Annotated in this window: 21 protein-coding genes and 1 tRNA gene; 4 read left to right on the top strand and 18 right to left on the bottom strand. The window is 33.2% G+C overall.

The features are described 5' to 3' along the window. Positions 1–4: 4 nt before the first annotated feature. The 12 genes from ACFQ1R_RS04580 to ACFQ1R_RS04525 all read right to left on the bottom strand — a co-directional run bounded on the left by ACFQ1R_RS04580 (position 5) and on the right by ACFQ1R_RS04525 (position 12,043). Complete coding sequence (locus ACFQ1R_RS04580) at positions 5–613, bottom strand: hypothetical protein (protein WP_379924927.1); 609 nt, start codon at positions 611–613, stop codon at positions 5–7. Beyond that, positions 610–2,070, bottom strand: coding sequence for an RNA polymerase factor sigma-54 (gene rpoN, locus ACFQ1R_RS04575; RefSeq protein ID WP_379924926.1), 1,461 nt, complete (start codon positions 2,068–2,070; stop codon positions 610–612). Before rpoN ends, ACFQ1R_RS04580 begins: the two co-directional genes overlap by 4 nt. Positions 2,071–2,167: 97 nt before the next feature. Continuing rightward, on the bottom strand, positions 2,168–3,601 hold the full coding sequence (asnS, locus tag ACFQ1R_RS04570) for an asparagine--tRNA ligase (RefSeq protein WP_379924925.1): 1,434 nt from the start codon (positions 3,599–3,601) through the stop codon (positions 2,168–2,170). A gap of 100 nt (positions 3,602–3,701) precedes the next feature. After that, positions 3,702–6,107 carry an efflux RND transporter permease subunit gene (locus tag ACFQ1R_RS04565; RefSeq protein WP_379924924.1) on the bottom strand — a complete coding sequence of 802 codons (2,406 nt, stop codon included), beginning with the start codon at positions 6,105–6,107 and terminating at the stop codon, positions 3,702–3,704. Positions 6,108–6,154: 47 nt separating this feature from the next. Next, positions 6,155–7,414 (bottom strand): DUF5686 family protein, encoded by a 1,260-nt coding sequence (locus ACFQ1R_RS04560; RefSeq protein ID WP_379924922.1) that lies wholly within the window; start codon positions 7,412–7,414, stop codon positions 6,155–6,157. Positions 7,415–7,487: 73 nt separating this feature from the next. Beyond that, on the bottom strand, positions 7,488–8,045 hold the full coding sequence (frr, locus tag ACFQ1R_RS04555; RefSeq protein WP_379924921.1) for a ribosome recycling factor: 558 nt from the start codon (positions 8,043–8,045) through the stop codon (positions 7,488–7,490). Positions 8,046–8,090: 45 nt separating this feature from the next. Continuing rightward, the gene (gene pyrH / locus ACFQ1R_RS04550; RefSeq protein WP_379924920.1) at positions 8,091–8,798 is read right to left on the bottom strand and encodes a UMP kinase; all 708 of its coding nucleotides are present in this window, start codon (positions 8,796–8,798) and stop codon (positions 8,091–8,093) included. A 191-nt stretch (positions 8,799–8,989) separates the two neighbouring features. Then, positions 8,990–9,964, bottom strand: coding sequence for a translation elongation factor Ts (tsf, locus tag ACFQ1R_RS04545; protein WP_379924919.1), 975 nt, complete (start codon positions 9,962–9,964; stop codon positions 8,990–8,992). A gap of 84 nt (positions 9,965–10,048) precedes the next feature. After that, positions 10,049–10,825: a 30S ribosomal protein S2 gene (rpsB, locus tag ACFQ1R_RS04540; RefSeq protein ID WP_379924918.1), complete on the bottom strand. Its 777-nt coding sequence runs from the start codon at positions 10,823–10,825 to the stop codon at positions 10,049–10,051. 158 nt (positions 10,826–10,983) lie between these two features. Continuing rightward, entirely contained in the window at positions 10,984–11,370 is a 387-nt protein-coding gene (rpsI, locus tag ACFQ1R_RS04535; protein WP_132214408.1) for a 30S ribosomal protein S9, read from the bottom strand. Beyond that, the gene (gene rplM / locus ACFQ1R_RS04530; RefSeq protein WP_379924917.1) at positions 11,370–11,825 is read right to left on the bottom strand and encodes a 50S ribosomal protein L13; all 456 of its coding nucleotides are present in this window, start codon (positions 11,823–11,825) and stop codon (positions 11,370–11,372) included. The genes rpsI and rplM overlap by 1 nt, the downstream gene beginning before the upstream one ends. Positions 11,826–11,833: 8 nt before the next feature. Then, positions 11,834–12,043: a hypothetical protein gene (locus ACFQ1R_RS04525; protein WP_379924916.1), complete on the bottom strand. Its 210-nt coding sequence runs from the start codon at positions 12,041–12,043 to the stop codon at positions 11,834–11,836. Positions 12,044–12,172: 129 nt separating this feature from the next. On the opposite strand from ACFQ1R_RS04525, the gene ACFQ1R_RS04520 reads away from it, so the two are divergent. Further along, positions 12,173–14,119 carry a YgiQ family radical SAM protein gene (locus ACFQ1R_RS04520; RefSeq protein WP_379924915.1) on the top strand — a complete coding sequence of 649 codons (1,947 nt, stop codon included), beginning with the start codon at positions 12,173–12,175 and terminating at the stop codon, positions 14,117–14,119. A 3-nt stretch (positions 14,120–14,122) separates the two neighbouring features. Here ACFQ1R_RS04520 and ACFQ1R_RS04515 read toward each other — a convergent pair whose 3' ends face one another. The 4 genes from ACFQ1R_RS04515 to polA form a co-directional block, all read right to left on the bottom strand. Then, positions 14,123–14,479: a bleomycin resistance protein gene (locus tag ACFQ1R_RS04515; RefSeq protein ID WP_379924914.1), complete on the bottom strand. Its 357-nt coding sequence runs from the start codon at positions 14,477–14,479 to the stop codon at positions 14,123–14,125. A 2-nt stretch (positions 14,480–14,481) separates the two neighbouring features. Continuing rightward, positions 14,482–14,850 carry an iron chaperone gene (locus ACFQ1R_RS04510; RefSeq protein WP_379924913.1) on the bottom strand — a complete coding sequence of 123 codons (369 nt, stop codon included), beginning with the start codon at positions 14,848–14,850 and terminating at the stop codon, positions 14,482–14,484. Between the two features lie 48 nt (positions 14,851–14,898). After that, the gene (locus ACFQ1R_RS04505) at positions 14,899–15,324 is read right to left on the bottom strand and encodes an HIT family protein (RefSeq protein WP_379924912.1); all 426 of its coding nucleotides are present in this window, start codon (positions 15,322–15,324) and stop codon (positions 14,899–14,901) included. Positions 15,325–15,390: 66 nt separating this feature from the next. Beyond that, entirely contained in the window at positions 15,391–18,237 is a 2,847-nt protein-coding gene (polA, locus tag ACFQ1R_RS04500; protein WP_379924911.1) for a DNA polymerase I, read from the bottom strand. A gap of 286 nt (positions 18,238–18,523) precedes the next feature. Here polA and ACFQ1R_RS04495 point away from each other — a divergent pair, with 286 nt between their 5' ends. Both ACFQ1R_RS04495 and ACFQ1R_RS04490 read left to right on the top strand, forming a co-directional pair. After that, positions 18,524–19,759 (top strand): metallophosphoesterase, encoded by a 1,236-nt coding sequence (locus ACFQ1R_RS04495; protein WP_379926305.1) that lies wholly within the window; start codon positions 18,524–18,526, stop codon positions 19,757–19,759. A 129-nt stretch (positions 19,760–19,888) separates the two neighbouring features. Further along, positions 19,889–20,185 carry a thioredoxin family protein gene (locus ACFQ1R_RS04490; RefSeq protein ID WP_379924910.1) on the top strand — a complete coding sequence of 99 codons (297 nt, stop codon included), beginning with the start codon at positions 19,889–19,891 and terminating at the stop codon, positions 20,183–20,185. A 74-nt stretch (positions 20,186–20,259) separates the two neighbouring features. On the opposite strand, the gene ACFQ1R_RS04485 is transcribed toward ACFQ1R_RS04490, so the two are convergent. Together ACFQ1R_RS04485 and ACFQ1R_RS04480 are read right to left on the bottom strand one after the other, a co-directional pair. After that, positions 20,260–20,901 (bottom strand): polysaccharide deacetylase family protein, encoded by a 642-nt coding sequence (locus ACFQ1R_RS04485; RefSeq protein WP_379924909.1) that lies wholly within the window; start codon positions 20,899–20,901, stop codon positions 20,260–20,262. Positions 20,902–20,904: 3 nt separating this feature from the next. After that, positions 20,905–24,210: a glycosyltransferase family 117 protein gene (locus tag ACFQ1R_RS04480; protein WP_379924908.1), complete on the bottom strand. Its 3,306-nt coding sequence runs from the start codon at positions 24,208–24,210 to the stop codon at positions 20,905–20,907. A 153-nt stretch (positions 24,211–24,363) separates the two neighbouring features. Between ACFQ1R_RS04480 and ACFQ1R_RS04475 the strand changes: the two genes are divergently transcribed. Next, positions 24,364–24,436 (top strand) — tRNA-Gln (locus ACFQ1R_RS04475). The last annotated feature ends 83 nt before the right edge of the window (positions 24,437–24,519 follow it).

Below are 24,519 nucleotides of genomic sequence, written 5' to 3'. Positions count from 1 at the left end.
TATACTATAACCAATAAGTTACAAGTATTAACTGTGGTATAACACCAATAAAAAACCCCATAACTAATTCTTTGGTATTATGTGCTTTAGTATGCAATCTAGATGTAGCTACTGCGCCAGTAATTATGCTCATTAAGGCTAATATTCCTACTATGTTAATACTGAAATGGATACTTAAAATAATAAAAAACATAAATAATCCTGATACAGAAATGATGTGAATACTAGCTTTAAACCTTAAAACCGCTAGAAGCAAACAAGCCATTGTAGAGATTAGTATCCCAACAAAAAAGAAGTATAATTCAATTAAATCAGATTGCGATAGTATGCGAACTAAAACCAATAAAATGATTACACATTGTAGTGCCAAAGGGTAAATACGTTCATTAGTGGTTTTTAAATAAATAGATTCTACTTTGCCCAATGTTTTTAATAAAAAAAATATTAGAATGGGTAAAATTAAGGTAAGTATAGCTATTGATATAATTTTAGCATGCATAACCTCTTCTGTTATAAAACGAGGCGAAATATAAAAATAGAAAAGTACACCAAGTAGCGGCATAATTAATGGATGAAAAATATACGAGATACTCTTTAAAATGCGATCTATCATATTTTTTTGCGTAATCGTGCTACAGGAATATCAAGTTGCTCTCGGTATTTAGCAACTGTTCTTCTGGCAATTGGATAGCCTTTGTCTTTTAAAATGGCAGCTAAAGCGTCATCAGTTAGAGGTTTTTTCTTGTTTTCTTCCAGAATAACGGTTTCTAAAATTTTCTTTATTTCTCTTGTTGAAACATCTTCACCTTGGTCGTTTTTCATTGATTCAGAAAAGAACTCTTTTACTAATTTAGTGCCATAAGGTGTATCAACATATTTACTATTTGCAACCCTTGAAACTGTAGAAACATCCATTGAAATTTCATCAGCTATATCTTTTAAAATCATGGGTTTTAGGTTGCGCTCATCGCCAGTTAAAAAATATTCAGACTGATAATGCATAATAGCACTCATTGTAACAAATAAGGTTTGTTGGCGCTGTTTTATAGCTTCAATAAACCATTTGGCAGCATCTAATTTTTGTTTTATGAATATTACTGCATCTTTTTGTGAATTCGATTTGTCTTTTGAATCTTTATAGCCTTTAAGCATATCGTTATATTCTCTAGACACATGAAGCTCTGGTGCATTTCTACCGTTAAGCGTCAATTCTAATTCACCATCAATTATTTTAATGGCAAAATCTGGAACTACATGTTCTACAATTCTATTGTTTCCAGAATATGAACCACCTGGTTTTGGGTTTAAATGTTCAATTTCGTGAATAGCATCTTTCAATTGAATTTCAGAAATATCAAATTTTTGAAGTAATTTATCGTAGTGTTTTTTTGTGAATTGCTCAAAAGCATTATCAATAATTTCGATAGCTAATTCGGTATCTGGTGTTTTTTCTTTTCGATGTAATTGAATACTTAAACATTCTTGTAAGTTTCTTGCACCAACGCCTGCAGGATCTAATTGATGCACAATTTTTAAAACTTTGCCTATTTTTTCTTCTGTAGTATAAACACTTTGTGTAAAAGCTAAATCGTCCATAATATCTGGTAGTGAACGACGTATATAGCCACTTTCATCAACACTTCCAACTAAAAATTCGGCAATTTCGTATTCTTCATCATCAAGTCTGTAGGTGTTTAACTGATTTATTAAATGTTGTGTAAACGATGTTCCAGCAGCATAAGGCATCGTTTTATCTTCATCGTCGCTACTATAGTTATTGGCTTGTGTACGATAATCTGGTATTTCATCGTCGCTTAAATATTCATCTACATTTATATCATCGTTACCAATATTTTCAGAATCATCGTATTCATCATTTGTATTGTCAAAATCAGAATCATAATCACTGTCAATATCATCTTTTCCACCTTCTAGTGCGGGATTTTCTTCTAATTCCTGTTTTAAACGTTGCTCAAATGCTTGTGTTGGCAACTGTATCAATTTCATTAATTGAATTTGTTGTGGCGAAAGCTTTTGCGATAATTTAAATTGTAAATGTTGCTTAAGCATATTATGATTTGGTTTCTGTAAAAATATAAAACTATTTCTAAAAAAAAGACCTGTCAGGTTTTTAAAACTAGACAGGTTTAAAATATGAATTTTTTATTTAAAATTCGGCATTTTGAGGTGTTCTTGGAAACGGAATAACGTCTCTAATATTGCTCATTCCAGTAGCAAACATTACCAAACGCTCAAAACCTAAACCAAAGCCAGCATGTACTGCTGTACCAAATTTACGTAAGTCTAAATACCACCAAAGGTCTTCTTCAGGAATATTGATGACTGCCATTTTTTGTTTTAACACATCTAAACGCTCTTCACGTTGTGCACCACCAACAATTTCACCTATACCAGGGAATAGAATATCCATGGCGCGAACGGTTTTACCATCGTCATTCAAACGCATGTAAAATGCTTTAATATTTGCTGGGTAATCAAACAAAATAACAGGACATTTAAAGTGTTTTTCAACTAAAAAGCGTTCGTGTTCACTTTGTAAATCGGTTCCCCAATCTTTTATAATGTATTTGAATTTCTTTTTCTTATTTGGCGTACTATCACGAAGAATATCAATAGCTTCGGTATAACTTACACGTTTAAAATTGTTATCGGTAACGAAATTTAATTTTTCAATTAGCGTCATGTCGTTACGTTCGGCTTGTGGTTTTGCTTTATCTTCGTCCTGCAAACGGGCATCTAAAAACTCTAAATCTTCTCTATTGTTTTTTAAGATGTATTTTAGAACGAATTTCATAAAATCTTCGGCTAAATCCATATTGCCAGCCAAATCCATAAAAGCAACTTCGGGTTCAATCATCCAGAATTCAGCTAAATGCCGCGAGGTATTTGAATTTTCAGCTCTAAATGTTGGTCCAAACGTATAAACTTTACCTAACGACATGGCATAGGTTTCGGCTTCTAACTGACCAGAAACAGTTAAATTGGTTTCTTTTCCGAAGAAATCTTTAGAATAATCAACATTGCCTTCATCATTTAAAGGTGGTTTTTTAGTATCTAGATTGGTAACTCTAAACATTTCGCCAGCACCTTCGGCATCACTTCCTGTAATAATTGGTGTATGCACATAGTAAAAACCGTTTTCATTAAAATATTTATGAATGGCAAATGATAAAGCAGAACGTAAACGCATTACTGCACTAAATGTATTTGTTCTGGTGCGTAAATGCGCATTTTCTCTTAAAAACTCGAACGAGTGTTTTTTAGGTTGAATAGGGTAGGTTTCAGGATCAGAATCTCCTAAAACTTTCAATTCCTTTACTTGAATCTCTACATGTTGCCCTTTGCCTTGGCTTTCAACCAAATCGCCTTTTACATGAATTGCTGCACCTGTGGTAATGCGTTTTAAAAGCGTTTCATCAAAGCTTTCAAAATCAACTACACATTGAATATTATTTAGTGTAGAACCATCGTTTAAGGCAATGAATCTGTTTGCTCTAAAGGTTCTTACCCATCCTTTTATATCAACTTCAGAACTAACAAAATCTTTTGAAAGTAAGTCTGAAATAGTACGTTTTTGCATAAGTCTTAAAATTTATAATGTAAATATAAAGGTTTCGTAGATGAAAATTCAAATTCTAAAAACCAAATTCCAAAAGTTGTTGAAGATTGGAATTTGGCTTTTAAATATTGGAATTTTCTTCATCTGTTTCGTCTTCCTCTGGAATAATATTTATTGCAGGTTCTCTTAAAACTTCTTTATTCGCAATGCTACGTTCTAACGATAATAACAGAGAAGGAAGCAAAAGTAAGTTTGATAACATAGCAAATAATAATGTTGCCGAAACTAAAGCGCCTAAAGCTACTGTACCACCAAAACTAGAAATGGTAAATACTGAAAACCCAAAGAATAAAACGATGGATGTGTAAAACATACTTATACCTGTTTCACGAAGTGCGCCGTAAACGGATGTTTTAATTTTCCAGTTATTAGCTTGAAGTTCTTGCCTGTATTTTGCTAAGAAATGAATCGTATCATCAACCGAAATGCCAAAAGCAATACTAAATACTAAAATGGTTGAAGGTTTTATAGGAACGCCTAAATAGCCCATTAACCCCGCGGTTACTAAAAGCGGAATAAGGTTTGGTATTAGTGAAATAATAATCATTCTACCAGAACGGAACATATATGCCATAAACAACGCTATTAAAATAATAGCAAGTGATAGCGAAATTGCTAGGTTTTTAACCAAGTAGTTTGTGCCTTTTTGAAACACCAAAGCTTTACCAGTCATGGTAACCGCGTAGCGTTCTTTTGGGAAAAGTTTATTAATTTTGGTTTTAATATCTTCTTCAATACGCTCCATTTTATCAGTGCCAATATCTTTCATAAAGGTGGTAATGCGCGCATATTGGCCTGTACTATCTACAAAGTTTTTAAGCAAATCAACATCGGACGTTGAGTTTTTAGCATACGATAAAATAAAACTGTTTTCTTGTGATGTTGGTAATTGATAAAAATTAGTATTGCCGTTATAATAAGCTTGTTTTGAGTATTTAACCAAATCTACCACCGAAATTGGTTTTGATAACTCAGGAATTTCATTAATTAATTCCTGCAATTCGTCCATGCGCTTTAGCGTAGCAAGTTTCATAACACCTTGTTTGCGTTTGGTGTCAATCATAAACTCTAAAGGCATGATGCCGTTAAATTCATCTTCAAAAAAACGTATATCATTAACAAATTCAGAGTCTTGAGGCATATCTTCAATTAAACTTCCTGAAATTTTTATTTGATAAATACCAATAATGCTAACTATTAATAACACCAATGCTGTTGAATAAATAGCAATACGTTCGTGTTTTACCATACGTTCCATCCAGTTTACAAAACCACCAATCCAGCGTCTATTTAAATGCTCTAAATGGCGATCTTTTGGATAAGGTAAAAACGAATAAAGAATAGGAATGATAAGCAAACACAACATAAAAATACCTAAAATACTTAACGATGCAACAATGCCAAATTCTTTTAAAAGTGTGCTTTCAGTAAGGATAAACGTAGCAAAACCAGAAGCAGTAGTAACATTGGTCATTAACGTTGCATTACCAATTTTTGTGATAACACGTTGCAACGATTTTACTTTATTTCCATGCAGTTTTACTTCGTGTTGGTATTTGTTAATTAAAAAGATACAATTTGGAATGCCAATAACAATAATTAATGGCGGAATAAGTGCCGTTAAAACTGTAATTTCATAGTTTAAAGCGCCAATAATACCTAATGTCCACATAACACCAATGCATACAACAACCAAGGAAATTAAAGTAGCTCTGAACGACCTAAAAAAGAAGAAGAAAATAAGCGAAGTTACCAATAAAGCAGCCAATACAAACCACACAATTTCATCAACTATTAATTGCGCATTTAGGGTTCTAATATATGGCATGCCCGATACACGTACATCAAGATTGGTGGCTGTTTTAAAGGCTTCAATTTTTGGCACTAAATTATTGAGCACAAAATCTTTTCTAGCAGATGTGTTAACAATAGCTTTGTCAAGATAAATAATGGTTCTTATTGTTTTTGTTTTCTTATTGAATAAGAAATTATCGTAAAATGGGTATTTATTAAAAAGCTCATCTTCAAGCTTATTTATTTGAGAAATAGACGAGATTGAATCTTTAATAAAAGGTTCTAAACTAAATTTTTGTTGAAGCGTATCTTTTACAAGCTTTTGTAAGTCTTTAACAGATATAACTGTTTCAACTTCTTTGTATTTTTTGAAACTATCAGCTAATTTGTTCCAAGCATTAAGCTTTTCAACTGTTAATAAGGTACTATCTTTTACGCCTATAATTATTAGATTTCCTTCTTCGCCAAAGGTTTTTAAAAAGTTGTTGTAGGTAATATTTATTTCGTTGTCGTCTGGTAGTAGGTTTGCTTCGGTATTAGAAAAACGCATGTTTTTCCATTGCGTACTAAACAAAACGGTAATGACGATAATACTAACAAGAATCCCAATTTTATTACGTAAAATTAACCTTGCGATAACGTCCCAAAAATCTTTGGTAAAAAGTTTTAACATGCCTTAAATAAAAGTTGGGCAAAGGTAGAAAAAATGGCTGTATTACCTCATAAAGTCACGTTAAATGTAAATTTAAACGCAACATTATCGCCAATTTCTGGCAAGTGGTAAGCGCCGTAGCGGTAGGTAAAGCTTAAACCAAAACCAAATAGTAATTTGTTTATTTCAAAACCAGATTCTGTATAACCTTTTTTTAGAGAACCAAAGGTTACATTTTGGTGTCTTTCGGGTTCTTTTATATCGCCAATAGCGTAGCGGGTTATCAATACAAGTTGTGGTTTATATCTTTGCGTAATATTAAAAGGTTTTATGTAGTGTTTTAATTGAAGTGTAGCAAACTTATCAGAAAAAAACTCATTAAAAAACATGGTTTCAAAACTATTGGTTCCAGCCACCGAAAACCGTTGCATAATAGTTTCTTTGTTAATATTATTAGGATAGGCGTGGTATAAATGTGTTAAAGGAATATCGCCACTTGCCAAACCAGCTACTAAAGTAATTTCTGAAATGCTTTTACCTTTTTTTCCAATTTGATGAATGGTTCTAAAATCTAATTTTGAAAAATTTAAATCGCTTTTAAATACATCGGTAAAACTTTTGGTGTATTGTAAGGCAAACATTGGGAAATCATTATCTGTTTCTTTTGAAGTTGTTTCCGAACTTATACCATTTTTAAAAGGACGCCATTGTAAAGCTATTTTAGCAGTACTTAAATTAAATGTATTAAGTATGCTATTACTTGTTACAAATCCATAATTATAAGTTGGCTTTATGTAACTAGTTGAAATTTCGGAAACTACGTTTAAGTTGTTAGTGAATTCATGTTCAAGTCCAATAGTTTTTGTAACGTGTTGATGAAATAAATCGATATTTAATAACCTTGGTTCAAAAAATTGAAAAAACCGTTTGTCTGTTAAAAATTTAGTGCTTCCGGTTTCTTGTAAATCATCTGTATAAGAAAGTGTTAGCCAAGTATTTTTGTCTTCATTTAACCTAAAACTACTACCAATACTGTATTTAAAACGATCGTCTCTAAAACCGTAAACGGTGTAGCCATTTACACGAACACTTTTTGAAAATGCGTCGTTTGTAATGCCTCCTAAACCTGTTCGAATACCTTCAAATTGATTATATTTTATAAGATAGCGTAAATCAAAATTGAAGTATTTTGTTGGTATATAGCCATTGGCTAGTCCTTTTACAAAAACATTTTTTTTAATTGAATCTTGCGAAGGTTGTATTTTATTTTTATCAACAGATTGTGCCTGCAAGAACATGTTTGCAAAAAAAAGTAAACAAAGAAGCATGTTATTTTTAAACATACAAACACTAAATGGAATAAAAGATTTATAAAAAAAGCGACAAACTTGCCGCTTTATATTACACAGTCATAATTTCCTTTTCTTTAGCATCAAAAAGGTCATCAATCTTCTTAACGTACTTATCTGTTAATTGTTGTACATCAACTTCTGCATTCTTTTTTAAATCTTCCGATACATCGTCTGCTTTTTTAATATCATTATTTGCATCTTTTCTAGCAGAACGAACACCTATCTTAGCGTCTTCAGCTTCAGCTTTTGCTTGTTTAGCTAAATCACGACGGCGTTCTTCAGTTAAAGGTGGTACATTAATTATAATAACATCGCCATTATTCATTGGGTTAAAACCAAGATTAGCAATTTGGATGCCTTTTTCAATTTCTTGAATCATCTTTTTTTCCCATGGTTGTACTGTAATAGTTCTACCATCTGGCGTATTTATATTGGCAACTTGAGCTAGTGGTGTTTGGGCACCATAATAGTTTACCATCACGCTTCCTAGCATAGCAGGACTTGCTTTTCCAGCACGTATATTTACAAATTGCTTTTCTAAATGCTTAATAGCATTTTCCATGGATTCTTTTGCGGTATCTAATATAAATTGTATGTCTTCGTTCATAGCTTCAAACTTTTTTCAATGAATTACTCAAAAATCACGTCAAATTTAAATGTTTACTTCGGTGCCAACTTTTTCGCCAGAAACAACTTTTAGTAAATTTCCTTTTTTATTCATATCGAATACAATTATTGGAAGTTGGTTTTCTTGACTTAGTGTGAACGCTGTAGTATCCATAACTTTTAAGCCTTTTCTTAAAACATCATCAAACGAAATAAAGTTGAATTTAACAGCAGTTGTATCTTTTTCTGGGTCGGCATTATAAATACCGTCAACACGAGTTCCTTTTAAAATAACATCGGCTTCAATTTCTATGGCGCGTAAAACAGCAGCAGAATCTGTTGTGAAATAAGGATTTCCTGTACCACCACCAAAAATTACAACACGACCTTTTTCTAAATGGCGCATAGCTTTTCGGCGAATAAAAGGTTCTGCAACTTGATTTATGTGAACAGCAGATTGTAATCGTGTAGGTAATCCAGTATCTTCCAATGCACTTTGTAATGCTAAACCATTTATAACCGTAGCAAGCATGCCCATATGGTCTCCTTGTACTCGATCCATACCATTACTTGCTCCAGCAACACCTCTAAAAATATTACCACCGCCAATTACAATGGCTACTTGTACGCCTTTATCTGTTATGGCTTTAATGTCTTTTGCATATTCTGCTAAACGTTCTGGGTCAATACCGTATTGGCGATCTCCCATTAAGGCTTCGCCAGATAGTTTAAGAAGTATTCTTTTATATTTCATGTGTAGTTTTTGAAAGTGACGCAAAATTACATAATTTTTTGTTGTTTACCGAAGTCCATTTTGTCAAAAAATTTTGAACTGAGAAAATATGCCAATATTTTAATTATTGATGGCTGTTTATAGGCAAAAAAAAACCACTATTTTTAAAGTAGTGGTTTTGTATTAAAATATCTGTTTATAGGAATTTAGTATTATCCTAAAGCAACACGTTTAAATCCAGCAATAGCAACATCGCCGTAAGATGCAACATATTTAGCAACATTTATTTTGTCATCTTTAATAAAGTTTTGATCTAATAAACATTGTTCTTGGTCTAAAGTTGTGTTATCAGAAATGAAACGCTCAATTTTACCTGGTAAAATTTTGTCCCAAATTTGTTCTGGTTTACCTTCAGCTTTTAATTGTGCTTTTGCATCTTCTTCAGCCTGAGCTAATACTTCAGGTGTTAATTGTGCCATAGAAATGTATTGAGGTACATTTTTAAGTGTTTTGCCTAAGCGAGCAAATTCTTCATTATCTTTTTCAATAACAGCAATTCTTGCTTCTAGTTCTGAAGCGATGAAAGCTGCATCAAAATCTTTGTACGATAATGTAGTTGCACCCATTGATGCTACTTGCATAGCAACATCTTTAGCTAACGTTTCGGCATTTTTTACATTAGCTGTTAAACCTACTAAAGCGGCTATTTTGTTAATGTGAACATAGCTACCTACGTAAGCTGCTTCTAATTTTTCAAAAGCATTGATATCTAATTTTTCACCTATAACACCAGTTTGCTCAATTAATTTATCAGCAACTGTCATACCTCCAAAATCAGCAGCTAAAAGCTCTTCTTTTGTGTTGAAGTTAAATGCTAAATCTGCTAATTCGTTTGCTAAAGCAATAAAGTTTTCGTTTTTACCAACAAAGTCAGTTTCACAACCTAAAACGATTGCTACACCTACTGTATTGTCTGCATTTACTTTAGCAATTGCAGCACCTTCAGAAGACTCGCGATCTGCTCTGTTAGCTGCCACTTTTTGACCTTTTTTACGTAAAACTTCAATAGCTTTATCAAAATCGCCTTCAGCTTCAACTAATGCTTTTTTACAATCCATCATTCCTGCACCAGTAGACTGTCTTAGTTTATTAACGTCTGCTGCTGTAATTTTTACTGTAGATTCCATATGTTTTTTAAATTTAAAAAAGTCGTTCAAATATTCCTGTAAAGAAAATAATTAAACGACTTATTTGTATTGTGAAATTGTTAATTATTCTTCCTCGTCGGTAACAACTAATTTAGAAGCACGTTTTTTTGTTGGTGCTACTGCTTCGTCATCATCTTGGTCTGTATCTTTATCAGATTTTCTGTCTGCTAAGCCTTCAGCAATAGCAGCTGTAACATAAGATAATACTTTATCAATAGATTTAGAAGCGTCATCATTTGCAGGTATTACATAATCAACTTGACGTGGATCAGAGTTGGTATCAACCATTGCAAAAATAGGAATGTTTAATTTTTGAGCTTCTTTTATAGCAATGTGCTCACGTTTAATATCAACTACAAATAATGCACCTGGTAAACGTGTCATGTCTGCAATTGATCCTAAGTTTTTTTCCAACTTAGCTCTTAAACGATCAACTTGTAAACGTTCTTTTTTAGAAAGCGTCATGAAAGTTCCGTCTTTCTTCATTCTATCAATCATAGCCATTTTTTTAACAGCTTTTCTAATAGTAACAAAGTTAGTTAACATACCACCTGGCCATCTTTCAGTGATGTAAGGCATGTTAATTGCTCCAGATTTTTCAGCAACGATATCTTTTGCTTGTTTTTTTGTTGCAACAAATAAAATTTTACGACCAGAAGCTGCAATTTTAGCAAGTGCTGCTCCAGCTTCATCAATTTTAGCTGCTGTTTTGTAAAGGTTTATGATATGGATGCCGTTACGCTCCATGTATACGTAAGGTGCCATGTTTGGATCCCACTTACGTGTAAGGTGACCGAAGTGTACACCTGCTTCAAGTAATTCTTTTACTTCTACTGCCATTTTTTAATAGTTTACGTTCTGTTGATTAGCAATGTTCCTTTTTAGCTTATGCTTTAGGCTTCATTTAGATGCTTAACTAAATCCTGACTTTTTGAGTCATGGACAACAATAACTGAGTTAAATTTTTTAATTGTGTTGAAATAAATTCAACAATAATATTAACGTTTAGAGAACTGGAATTTTTTACGCGCTTTTTTCTGACCGAATTTTTTACGCTCTACCATTCTTGGATCTCTTGTTAATAAACCTTCTGGTTTAAGTGTCAATCTGTTTTCAGCATCCAATTCGCACATAGCGCGAGAGATAGCTAAACGAACAGCTTCAGCTTGACCAGTGATACCACCACCTAATACATTTACTGTAATATCAAAGTTGCTATCATTGTTAGTCATAACTAAAGGTTGCTTTACTTTATACTGTAAAGTTGCAGTAGGGAAGTAAGCAGTTATGTCTTTTTTATTAATCGTGATGGCTCCGGTTCCTGAAGCTACATACACACGAGCAACAGCCGTCTTTCTACGGCCAATTTTGTGAATTACATCCATTATTTGAATTCGTTTAAGTTAATTGTTTTTGGTTTTTGTGCAGCATGTGCATGCTCTGTACCAACAACAACGGTAAGGTTACGGAATAAATCTGCGCCTAATTTGTTTTTAGGTAACATTCCTTTTACTGATTTTTCTACCACTCTTGATGGGTCTTTCCCAAACAATTCTGTAGCAGTTAAACTTCTTTGACCACCTGGATAACCTGTGTGACGAATGTACGTTTTATCGTTCCATTTGTTTCCGGTTAAGTTGATTTTTTCTGAGTTGATAACAATTACGTTATCACCACAATCAACGTGTGGTGTGAAGCTAGGCTTGTGTTTACCTCTTAAAAGTTTTGCAACTTTTGAAGCTAAACGGCCCAAAGACTGTCCTTCAGCATCAACTAAAACCCACTGCTTATCTGCAGTTGCTTTATTGGCTGAAATTGTTTTGTAGCTTAATGTGTCCACGTTATTAATTATTTTTTATTAAACATTCCTCTTTCAAAAAGAGTTTGCAAATGTACGATAATCTGTTTGATTACCAAATAGTGAGTAACTTTTTTATTGTCTATTAAAAATATAATGATAATCAAGGGTTTAGAAAGTTTGAAAAAAAGGGTATTAAAGGCATTAGATAGGATGAAATATGCCGTTAATTTTTTATGTTTTTTAATGAATGTTGCCATTTATATTTTTTTAGTTTATTCAAGTTAAACTTTAATTAATACTTATTATCACTTGCAAAAAATTCAACCCATTATTGTGATTAAAAGGGATATAATGTTTAAGAACCGATTTTTGTGTATTTTTGCAGCGTGAAGCAAGAGTTAAAACTTTCAGATTGGTTACCTACCACAAATAAAGAGGTGAAAATACGCGGTTGGGATGCGCTAGACGTTATTCTGTTTAGTGGTGATGCTTATGTGGATCATCCCTCTTTTGGACCTGCAGTAATTGGCCGTATTTTAGAAAGTTATGGCTTGCGTGTTGCCATTGTACCACAGCCTAACGTGAATGATAATCTTCAGGATTTTGTAAAGTTGGGTGCGCCAAAATTATTTTTTGGAGTTACCGGTGGTTGTATGGATCCCATGATTAGCAATTACACAGCAAGCAAAAAGAAGCGTGATAAAGATGCTTATACGCCTAATGGTGATATTGGTTTCAGACCTGATTATGCTACTACAGTATATTCTAATATTTTAAAAGAAAAATGGCCCGATGTGCCTATTCTAATTGGTGGTATTGAAGCGTCGTTGCGTCGTGTTACACATTATGATTATTGGAGTGATAAGCTGATGCCTACCATTTTAGAAAGTTCGAAAGCAGATATGTTGGTATATGGCATGGGCGAACAGCCTTTACGTGAAGTGGTGCGATTGCTACAAAAAGGCGTGCCTTTTAAAAACATAAATACGGTACTACAAACCGCTATTTTGTTGGATAATGAAGCCGATATACCAAAGAATAGTAATTGGGAAGATGTAGAAATTGTTTCGCATGAAAAATGTTTGAAAGATAAAAAAGCCTATGCTTCTAACTTTAAAACCATAGAACAAGAGAGTAATAAACTGGCTGCAAGACGAATTTTTCAAAAAGTTGGAACTAAAACGTTGATGATCAATCCGCCATTTCCAACCATGACCGAAGATGAAATTGATGCGTCTTTTGATTTGCCCTACACAAGGTTACCTCACCCAAAATATAATAAGCGCGGACCTATTCCTGCTTATGAAATGATTAAGTTTTCCATCAACATCCATCGTGGGTGTTTTGGTGGCTGTAGTTTTTGCACAATTTCAGCGCATCAGGGTAAATTTATTGCAAGTAGAAGTCAAGAATCTGTATTACGTGAAGTGGATACTGTTGCAAACATGCCCGATTTTAAAGGTTACTTAAGTGATATTGGTGGACCAAGTGCGAACATGTATAAAATGAAAGGAAAAATACAGTCTATATGCGATAAGTGTGTAGCGCCTTCATGCATTTCTCCTGTTATTTGTAGTAACCTTGATACATCGCACAAACCTTTGACCGAATTATATAGAGCGGTTGATAGTCACCCAAAAATTAAGAAATCATTTATAGGAAGTGGTATTCGTCATGATATGTTAGTGCCTGAATTCAATAAAAATGCCGACCCAAAAGAGTTGGATGATTATACCGAAGAGGTGATGACAAAGCATATTTCTGGTAGATTAAAAGTAGCACCAGAACATACCAGTGACCCTGTTTTGAAGTTGATGCGGAAACCCTCGTTTTCTTATTTCCATAAGTTTAAGGAACGTTTTGATAAAATTAATATTAAGAAAGGCTTAAACTTGCAGTTGATTCCTTATTTTATATCGAATCACCCTGCCTGTGAAGCGGAAGATATGGCGAATCTTGCTGCCGAAACCAAAGATATGGGCTTCCAGCTAGAGCAGGTTCAAGGGTTTACACCAACACCCATGACGGTTGCTACTGTTATTTATTATAGTGGTTACCACCCCTACACGCTTAAAAAAGTAAATACGCCCAAAACACAAAAAGAAAAAGATGAGCAACATCGTTTTTTCTTTTGGTATAAAAACGAAAATAAAGATTGGATACGTAAAACCTTAAATAAATTAGGACGCCAAGATTTATTGAATGTACTCTTACCCGAAAATGATAAATGGCGTAAAAACAAACCAAGTGGTGAAGCGAAGCATACGTTTGATGATGCTATTCCTTTTAATCAGCGAAAAAATAAAGCTAAGTTTAGGAGTAAAAAGCGATAGTTTTTAAATAGCTTCTCCAAAAGTTATTAAATTATTGTCAGGATCAAGTAAGGAAAACTCTTTTTGTCCCCAAGGTTTTATTTGTAAATGTCCAGCAGGATGGATGCTTATTCCTTTTTCTAAAAATGAATTGTAAAGCGTATCAATGCTATTGGTACGAATGTAAAGTTGTCCATAATTTTCTTTAGGGTTAAGTGCTTTGTATTCAAAAAAATGGATTTGTATATTATCTTTTTCAATCATTAAATACCCGTCAAAATCGGCACTTCCAAACACTTTAAAACCTAATTTGGTTACATAGTAATTTTTAGTAACTGTTTTGTTTCGCATTGGAAGTTTAGGATGGATTGCGGTTAGCATATTTAATTTTTGTTAAATTTTTCAACATTCTCATTAACTCTAAATTTCACAATACGCGTTATTAAATCGAAAGGAAGTGGTGCATCAATAGGAAATTGAACAGAGCCTTTTCCTTGTTTGTAGCCTTTTAATTCTTCCGCAAATGCGATATGCCCTGTTGGGGTAGCATAAAAACCAATATGCTTTGCATAAGCGGCAAAATAGACAAGTGGTTTTTTGTGTGTTTTGTAAGCGGGCATACCATAAGAAATGGACTCTACAACATCAAGTGCATTATCAAGTATGATTTTTCTAATCGTATTTAGTTTTTCCTGTATTTCAGAAGAGAAATTATTAATATAATCATCAACTGTTTCAATAGTTGTATTCATAATAATTAAATTAACACGGTTAAAATTGTTGTTTACATTAATAAAGGCTTACAAATTAGCTTTAATTTGTTCAATTAGTTTTGCGCAATCAGTTTCAGAAAGTTTAGTTAAGTTTGGGTTCATTTCAAAAACACCTCCAAATTTATAGCCATCTTTATATTTAGGTACAATATGCATGTGTAAATGCGATAAGGTATCTGAAAAAGCACCGTAATTTATTTTGTCTGGGTTAAATGCTTTTGATATGGCTTTACCAACCGTTGCAACATCTTTCATAAAAGCATTGCGTTGTTCGTCATTTAATTCATGAAATTCTACTGCATGATTATTGTAAACTACATTGCAGCGACCTGTGTAAGATTGCTCTTTAAACAGGAATAATTGCGAAACCTCTAAATCGCAAATTTTAATCATTAAACTATGTAATGTGTCGTTGTTTTGACAGTATAGACATTCTGAAGTTGGTGATGGCATAATATGGTTTTGTGTTTTATTTAGGTTGAAAATTAGTTGAAAAATTGAATGTTTTTTTAGATGAAATTAATGTGCTTCTAACCAGTCGTTACCAACGCCTAAATCTACATCTAAAGGCACTTCCAGTTTGTAAGCATTTTCCATTTCGGTTTTAACAAGGGTTTTGATGGTGTCTAATTCAGGCTTGTAAACATCAAAAACCAACTCATCATGTACTTGCAATAGCATTTTAGTTTTAAAGTTTCCGGCTTGAAGTTTTTCGTAAATTTTAATCATTGCCAATTTAATAATGTCTGCTGCACTACCTTGTATAGGTGCGTTTACAGCATTACGTTCGGCAGCTCCACGAACTACAGCGTTTCTAGAATTGATATCGTTTAAATAACGACGTCTGCCCAAAACGGTTTGTACATAGCCATTATCGCGCGCAAAATCAATTTGTTCACTAATGTATTTACGTAGTTTTGGGTAGGTTTCATAATAGGTGTCAATTAGTTCTTTAGATTCACTTCGCGATAAATCGGTTTGATTACTTAATCCAAAAGCTGAAACACCATATATAATACCAAAATTTACGGTTTTAGCATTGCTACGTTGTTCGCGCGTTACGTTTTCTATAGGCACATTAAAAACTTTTGAAGCTGTTGAGGCGTGAATATCTTCACCGTTTTTAAAGGCTGAAATCATGGTTTCTTCATTACTTAAAGCAGCAATGATGCGTAATTCTATTTGCGAATAATCGGCAGCTAGTAACACATAATCTTCGTTTCGCGGAATAAATGCTTTACGTACTTGTCTTCCTCTTTCGGTACGAATTGGAATATTTTGAAGGTTCGGGTTGTTACTTGAAAGTCGCCCAGTTGCTGCAACAGTTTGCATATAATCGGTATGCACTCTGCCTGTTGATGGCTCTACTTGTGTTGGTAATGCATCTACATAGGTACTTTTTAGTTTCGATAAACCTCTAAAATCTAATATGTGTTGAATAATAGCGTGGTCTTTGGCTAGGTAACTTAAAATATCTTCGGAAGTGGCGTATTGTCCTGTTTTTGTTTTTTTAGGTTTATCCACTAATTTTAATTTATCGAACAAAATATCACCTAGTTGTTTTGGAGATGCTATGTTGAATTCTTCGCCAGCTTCTGCATAAATTTTTGTTTCCAAAGATTTGATGTCTATTTCTAGCTGTTCTGACAAAGTATTTAAAAAGTTTTCATCTAAATTAATACCTTCCAATTCCATAGCTGCCAATACACGAAGCAACGGAACTTCTATTTCATCAAATAGTTTTTGGGTATTGGCTTCGCCTAATTCTTTTTCAAAATGTTCTTTTAATTGAAGCGTAATATCGGCATCTTCAACAGCATATTCTGTTTGTTTATCCAATGCAACATCGCGCATGGTTATTTGGTTTTTGCCTTTTTTCCCGATTAATTCTTCAATTGAAATAGGTGTGTAGTTCAAATACGTTTCCGCCAGTACATCCATATTATGACGCATGTCTGGGTTAATTAAATAGTGTGCCAACATGGTATCGAACAGTTTTCCTTTTACTGTTACATTGTATTTAGCCAACACTTTTATATCATATTTTAAATTCTGACCAATTTTTTCAATGGTTTCGCTTTCGAAAAACGGACGCAATTGTTCTATTAATTCTTGTGCTTCGTCTTTATTTTCAGGAAAAGGTAAATAAAAGCCTTTACCAACTTCCCAAGAAAAAGCAATGCCAACCAATTGTGCTGTAATTGGGTTAATATTGGTAGTTTCAGTATCAAAACAAACACTTGTTTGGCTCATTAAGTTTTTAATAAACAGTTTGGTTGCCATACCCGAGGCTACACTTTGGTAAAAATGCGATGTTGTTTCGGCTGTTTTACGTGTAAATGTGTTTTCTTTTGGCGCTTCCGCGGAAGAAATATCTCCTCCAAATAAGGAAAATTGTCCAGCTCCAGCCGATTTTGTTTCTTTTGGAGTTGCTTTGGTTTCTGTGTTTTCAGAAGTAGTTTCGCTTGCATTTGAAACAGCTTCAACCGAAAATGTTTTTTCAAAGTTTGAAAGTAATTGACGGAATTCTAACTCCATAAAAATTTCGGTAACCTTAGGTAAATTGGGTTGGTCTAATTCAAAATCTTTCGCATCAAATGTTACAGGAACATCTAGCATAATGGTTGCTAGTTTTTTTGAGAGCAACCCTAATTCTTTAGCACCTTCAATGTTTTCCTTCATTTTACCTTTTAATTCATGAGTGTTTGCTAAAAGGTTTTCCATACTGCCATATTGTGCTAAAAACTTTTTAGCAGTTTTTTCACCAACACCTGGTAGCCCAGGAATATTATCACTACTATCACCCATCATTCCTAAAAAATCTATTACTTGTAATGGGTTAGTTACTTCAAATTTTTTCTTAACTTCTTCAATTCCCCAGGTTTCATAACCACCACCAAAAACGGGGCGATACATAAATATATTTTCTGAAACTAGTTGTGCAAAATCCTTGTCGGGCGTTACCATAAAGGTTTTGTAACCTTCCTTTTCTGCTTGTTTTGAAAGCGTTCCAATAACATCATCGGCTTCATAGCCTTCCTTCACCATTATAGGAATGTGCATTGCTTTTAAAATATCTTGGATGTATGGTACTGCAATTTTTATTGCTTCTGGTGTTTCATCGCGGTTAGCTTTGTAAGCTTCAAACATTTCTACACGGTCGGCACTTCCGCCTTTATCAAAACAAACTGCTAAATGATCTGGTCGTTCACGTTTTATAACATCTAAAAGCGAGTTCATAAAACCCATAATGGCCGATGTATCTACACCTTTAGAGTTGATTCTTGGGTTTTTTATAAAGGCATAGTACCCACGAAAAATTAAAGCATAAGCATCTACTAAAAATAGGCGTTTTTGATCGGACATTTTTGAAATATTAAATTGAAACAACCAAGTCATCTTGAGCGCAGTTGAAAATTTTTTATAAACCATTTACTTTAAATATGTTCTCGACTGCGCTAAAAAAGACAAGAAACCAAAACTACAAAAACTATTCTTTGATTTAAGGATTAAGGGTTGTGATTGATAATTTTTTTTACCCATTGCCAAAAATTTATTACCAAAAACCCAATAGATAGTACATAAATGTTTAACAGTTTGATAAGAAAAACAGCAAATGAAATTAGTAACTTTACCAATTAATTTGAAATTTATGCTTCGTTGGATTATTTTCCTAGTCATTTTTACAATTGTTGATGTTTATGCTTTTCAAGCATTTAAAACGGTTTCAAAAAATAATTGGCTTCACATTTTATATTGGCTTATAGCTGTTTTGGTAGTTGGCAATTTTGTATACAATTTTTATGGATTTAACAGAAGTAATGGTTTTACTGTAGCCAATTCGTATGCTATTGGGTTTCTTATAGCAATTACAATTCCTAAAATGATTCTTCTTTTAGGTATGCTTGCCGAAGATATTTTTAGAGTACCACAAGCTATTTACCGTTATTTTACCGAAGGCGAAACGGCTAAAGGCAATTACTTCCCGTCGCGTAGGCAATTTGTAAGTCAAATAGCAATGGGTTTAGCAGCTATTCCATTAGCATCTGTTTTGTATGGTATTTACAAAGGAAAATACAATTTTAAAGTTTTAAAATACACCTTAACTTTTGAAGATTTGCCACAGGCTTTTGATGGCTATAAAATAACCCAGATAAGTGATATACACTCAGGAAGTTTTGATGATGTTGAAAAAGTAAAATACGCTGTAAACCTAGTGAATGAACAACAAAGTGATGTGATATTATTTACAGGCGACATGGTGAACAACAAAGCAGAGGAAATGCATCCATACCTAGATGTGTTTAATAAGCTTTATGCTAAAGACGGTAAATTTTCTGTATTAGGAAATCATGACTATGGCGATTATGTAACATGGGATTCTGAAGCTGCAAAACACCAAAATTTAGAAGATTTAAAAGCAATACAAAAACAAATAGGATTCGATTTATTGTTAAACGAACATCGCTATATAGAAAAAGATGGAGAAAAAATTGCGTTACTAGGTGTTGAAAATTGGGGAACAGGCGGTTTTAAACAAGCAGGCGATTTAAAAAAAGCAGCGCAAAACATAAAAGCAACCGATTTTAAAGTTTTAATGAGTCACGATCCAACACATTGGGAAAAGAAAGTTGTGAATGATGATTACCATTATCATTTAACCTTAAGTGGGCATACTCATGGTATGCAATTTGGTATAGAAATTCCTGGATGGTTTAAATGGAGTCCAGCAAAATGGCGTTACAAATATTGGGCAGGCATTTATAATAATATGGGTCAATACATAAACGTAAACAGAGGTTTTGGGTATTTGGCATTTCCGGGTCGTGTAGGTATATGGCCAGAAATAACAGTAATAGAACTTAAAAAAGGAACAAAAGCTACTTAGCATTTCTCTTTTTATATGTTATTTTTTATGTTTAAATTTACAATAATGCATTATAAATACCGTGTTTATTGATATATTCGAAAAATTGCGTAGGTTTGTATAGTACATTTGACTAATAAACAATAAAGTATGTCAAAATTTGGGGAACTTATTGATGTTGAAATTCCTGTTCTGTTAGATTTTTTTACAGATTGGAATGATCAATCTACCGATATGCATGCCGTTTTAAGAGATGTGGCAGCTGCACTTGGCGATAAAGCTAAAGTTATAAAAATTGATGTTGAAAAAAATGCAGAACTAGCCGAAGCATTGCGGGTTAAAACATTGCCAACATTAATAATTTATAAAGATGGCGAGATGAAATGGCGCCAAAGTGGCGAGTTAGATGCCAATACACTTATTGGTATTATTCAAAAATATGTTTAATAATATTTTGGTTTCTGTCTTTAAGGTGAAAAAGCAATCGCCTTATATATATTGACTAGATGCTGATGGGTTGGTTATAAAGCTTCAAACGAAAACCCTTTTTTGCTAAAATATTCTAATACTTTAGGTAATGTATATTGCATGTTCTTTGATGCTTTAACACTATCATGAAACACTACAATACTACCGTTTGTTGTATTTGAAATTACGTTTTTTAAGCATGTTTCTTTAGGAACATCTTTATCCCAATCAAAGGATAAAACATCCCACATTATAACTTTGTAATTTAATTCTAATAGTTTTTTACCCTGTTTTGGAGTAATTTGACCGTATGGCGGGCGAAATAGTTTGACGATTACAGAATTTGGAACTTTAGTATTAATTACCTTTTCAGCTTCAGCAATATTTTCTAGATAGTCTTTTGCTTTTGTTTTCCAGCCCTTTATATGGTTTTGAGTATGGTTGCCAATGGCATGACCTTCTTCAATTATATTTTGAAATATATCTGGATGCTTTTCAATATTATTACCAATACAGAAAAAAGTAGCTTTGGCGTTGTACGCTTTTAAGGTGTTTAATGTCCAATTTGTAATTTCTGCTGTTGGACCATCATCAAACGTTAGGTAAATAAGCTTATTATTAGTTGCAATGTCCCAAACATAGTTTGGGAACATTTTTTTTGCAACTAATGGTGTTTTTACAGGTGTTAAGGTCATGCCTTATTCGGTTGTGAAATCGATAGTACTATCGGTTTCAGGAATATCTAATTCTGTTCTAGGAGTTTGTTTGTCTTTTGATGAATCGCCGTAAAAATGCTTAAATAACATCAAATGATTATTAAAAATAGCACCTTCTGTTTCAGCAAACTTAGGATCGTATTTCACCAATACATTCAATAAACCTTTATAACGTTCAATATCTGTATAAATATCTTCAAATAAACGCTCTTGGTTTTCGGTTTTAAGTTTACTGTAATATGTTAAATTCTCTTGGTATTTTTTAGCAACTTCTTTAAATAGTTTTTGTGCTTTTTGTTTGTTGCCAACTTCATAGTATCCGCTAACATAAGGTTCTAAAAGCGTATAGTAACCAAAATATTCTACAGGCATATTAGTCATGGCAATATCTGCAATGTTTTCAGCTTTGTCTAACTTCTTTTCGGTTAGTAATTGTTCCATTAATCGGGCTAAATTACCTCTGTATGTTATTGAGTTTTTACGTGTTTCTGGGTCGTGATAAATATCGCCACCGCTATTACCCCAATCCCATTTTTTAACTTTTTTGTACATAAGCTCGCTATCTACACGTCCCATGTCAAACGGGTTTGCTTTATCTACAGGTGTTTTGATTGGTACTAATTTGTAGCACATACCATCTAGCTGTAGGTAATCTTTCATCCAAATATAATCGTCGTCACCAAAGCTTCCACCAGTGAAATATATAGGGCGTTTCCAATCGTTATTGGCAACAATATCAAGCATTAAAAGACGGTTTTTGTATAATGCACCACCTGTTACTTTAATGTTTATTTCAGATACAATTTTATTGGCATCTTTTGGGTTTACAATACCATATTTTAAAACATTTTCTTTGTTTACAGGAATTCTTAAAAATTCGGTAGGCAAATAACTAGCTTCTAAATCTTGTTCTCTAACTTGAGATACATCAACTCCTTTTTGTTCTAAAATGTATTTGTATTTCGTTTTAGGGTTATTGCTTGCAACAAAGTCTAAAAACTGTTTTACCTGTAATGTGTCTTTAACAACAGGTTCTATAATGATATAATCATTAGTGCCATATTTATATAAATCGTGTGTTAATTGCGAAGGAATTGGGTCGCTTTCATACGCTTTACGTTTCATTTGGTCTATATACCAATCGGTTTGAAATAAGCTGGTGTTTACCACACGCACATCGGTTCTATAACCTTCAATTTCTTGAGCATACCATAGTGCGAAGGTATCGTTGTCTCCAATAGTGAACAAAATACCATTTTCGGCACAGGAATCTAAATACATTTTAGCCATAGATTTGGCGGTGTATTTGTCCGAACGGTCGTGGTCGTCCCAATTGTTTGCAGCCATAATACCAGGTACTAAAACCAAACAAATAATAGAAATGGCAGGTGCTAAAAGTTTAGGTGATATGAATTTTTTTAAAGCATCAAATAGTGCATATACACCAAAGCCAATCCAAAGTGCAAATACGTAAAACGAACCAACTACCGAGTAATCACGCTCGCGCGGTTCAAAAGGGCGTACGTTTGTATATACCTGTATGGCAATACCTGTAAATAGGAAAAACACTAATAAAATCCAGAATACGTTTTTGTTTTTATTAAATAAGAAGAAGAAACCAATTAAGCCCAAAATAAGTGGTAACAAATAATAAGTGTTTCTTGCTTTGTTATTTACAACATCGCTAGGTAAATTGTCTTGCGAGAAACCTAAAAGTTTTTCATCTAAAGGTTTAATACCAGTTATCCAATTGCCGTGGTTATCGTATTTTCCTTGAATATCATCTTGTCTTCCAGAGAAATTCCACATAAAATAACGCCAATACATGTACCCAAGTTGGTATTCAAACATGTACTTAACGTTTTGCATTAAACTTGGTTTTTCAATATCAATGTAACTTTTAAAGCGTTTTAAGAAATTGTTATAATCTTCATAATCAACCGAACCTTTTGCCACATCACTTTTAAAGTTATTAATTGCAGTGCGCAATTCATTTTCCATTTGGTATTCAGGTTTCAACTTAAAATCTAAATATCCAGAAAACATCATGTAGTTTTCAGCATGTTCTGCACTCCACATTCTTGGTAAAAGAGAAGCGTGTTTGTGGTTGTAATTCTGTTTTGCTTTTTTGTAGTTGTTTACAATAACATATTTACCTTTAGCTTCATCTTTTTCGTATTTAGGCTTATCGTCAACATAAGGGTTGTTTTCATCTAAATAGGCATATTGGTCGGTAAATTGTGGGCCATAAAACAAGTGTGTTTCTGGGTATTGTTCTAGGTTGTAATAAGCCAATAATTCTCTGGCACTAGAAGGATTATTTTCATTAATAACCACATTAGCATTTGCACGAATTGGTAACATTAACCATGTAGAAAATCCAATAATTACAAATGTTATACACAGAATTCCTGTATTTAGATGAACAAAACCTTTTTTTTGCGTGTATTTTAAAGAATAAACAATAGTGACAACCAATATAATTCCAGCAATTATAGAACCTGAATTAAAAGGAAGACCAATAGAATTAACAAAGAAAATTTCAGAAATACTGAATATTTTAAGAATGTTTGGTGCTAATAATTTAAATATAAAAAGTAACACTGCTACCGAAGCTACATTTGCAACTATGAAGTTTTTAAGCGTAATATTTTTATAGTTTTTAAAGTAATAAATAAGTCCAATAGCAGGAATGGTTAATAAACCCATAAAATGCACACCAAACGATAAACCAATAATAAAGGCAATTAAAATAAGCCAACGGTTACCACGCGGTTTGTGCATATCTTGTTCCCAACGTAGCCCAAGCCAAAACATAGCAGCCATAATTAAGGTAGCCATGGCATAAACCTCCGTTTCTACTGCGTTAAACCAAAACGAATCGGTAAAAGTAAAAGCAAGACTACCAACAAAACCGCTGCCTAAAATAGCAATAGCTTTATCTTTAGTAATTTCTTTTTTATTACCAACCAGCTTTTTTAATAGCAATGTAATAGTCCAAAACATGAAAAGAATGGTAAATGCGCTAGATACGGCACTCATCATATTCATCATAAACCCAACTTGCGAAGGTTCTAAAGCAAACATCGAGAAAAATGCTCCAAGCATTTGGAATAATGGCGCTCCAGGTGGATGCCCAACTTGTAGTTTTGCCGATGTTAAAATATATTCACCAGCATCCCAAAAACTTACTGTTGGTTCAACTGTTAATCCGTATGTTACAAGAGCTATTAAAAAAGTAAACCATCCTAAAATAGTATTCCATTTTTTAAAATTGAAATTGGTCATAAAAAAAATAGTGTTTATTAACTGTGGCGAATTTAACAATAAATATGGTATTCAGAATGTTTTTAAGTAAACGTTAAGCATTTGAAATTATTTTTCAAAAAAATGCTTGCGAAAATAAAACTTTGTATTAAATTTGCACCCTCAATTGCACATTGGCTTATGGTGTAACTGGCAACACGTCTGGTTTTGGTCCAGAAGAGTCTAGGTTCGAGCCCTAGTAAGCCAACATTAATTGTAAAAATCCTGATTCTTTTTTGAGTCAGGATTTTTTTTTGAACACTTTGGGCGTTACCACAAGGGTCGCGCTTT

Origin of the sequence: Mariniflexile jejuense (genome assembly GCF_042675665.1) — a bacterium.
In the GTDB taxonomy this organism is placed as follows: domain Bacteria; phylum Bacteroidota; class Bacteroidia; order Flavobacteriales; family Flavobacteriaceae; genus Mariniflexile; species Mariniflexile jejuense.
This window is presented reverse-complemented; position numbering and strand designations above follow the sequence as displayed.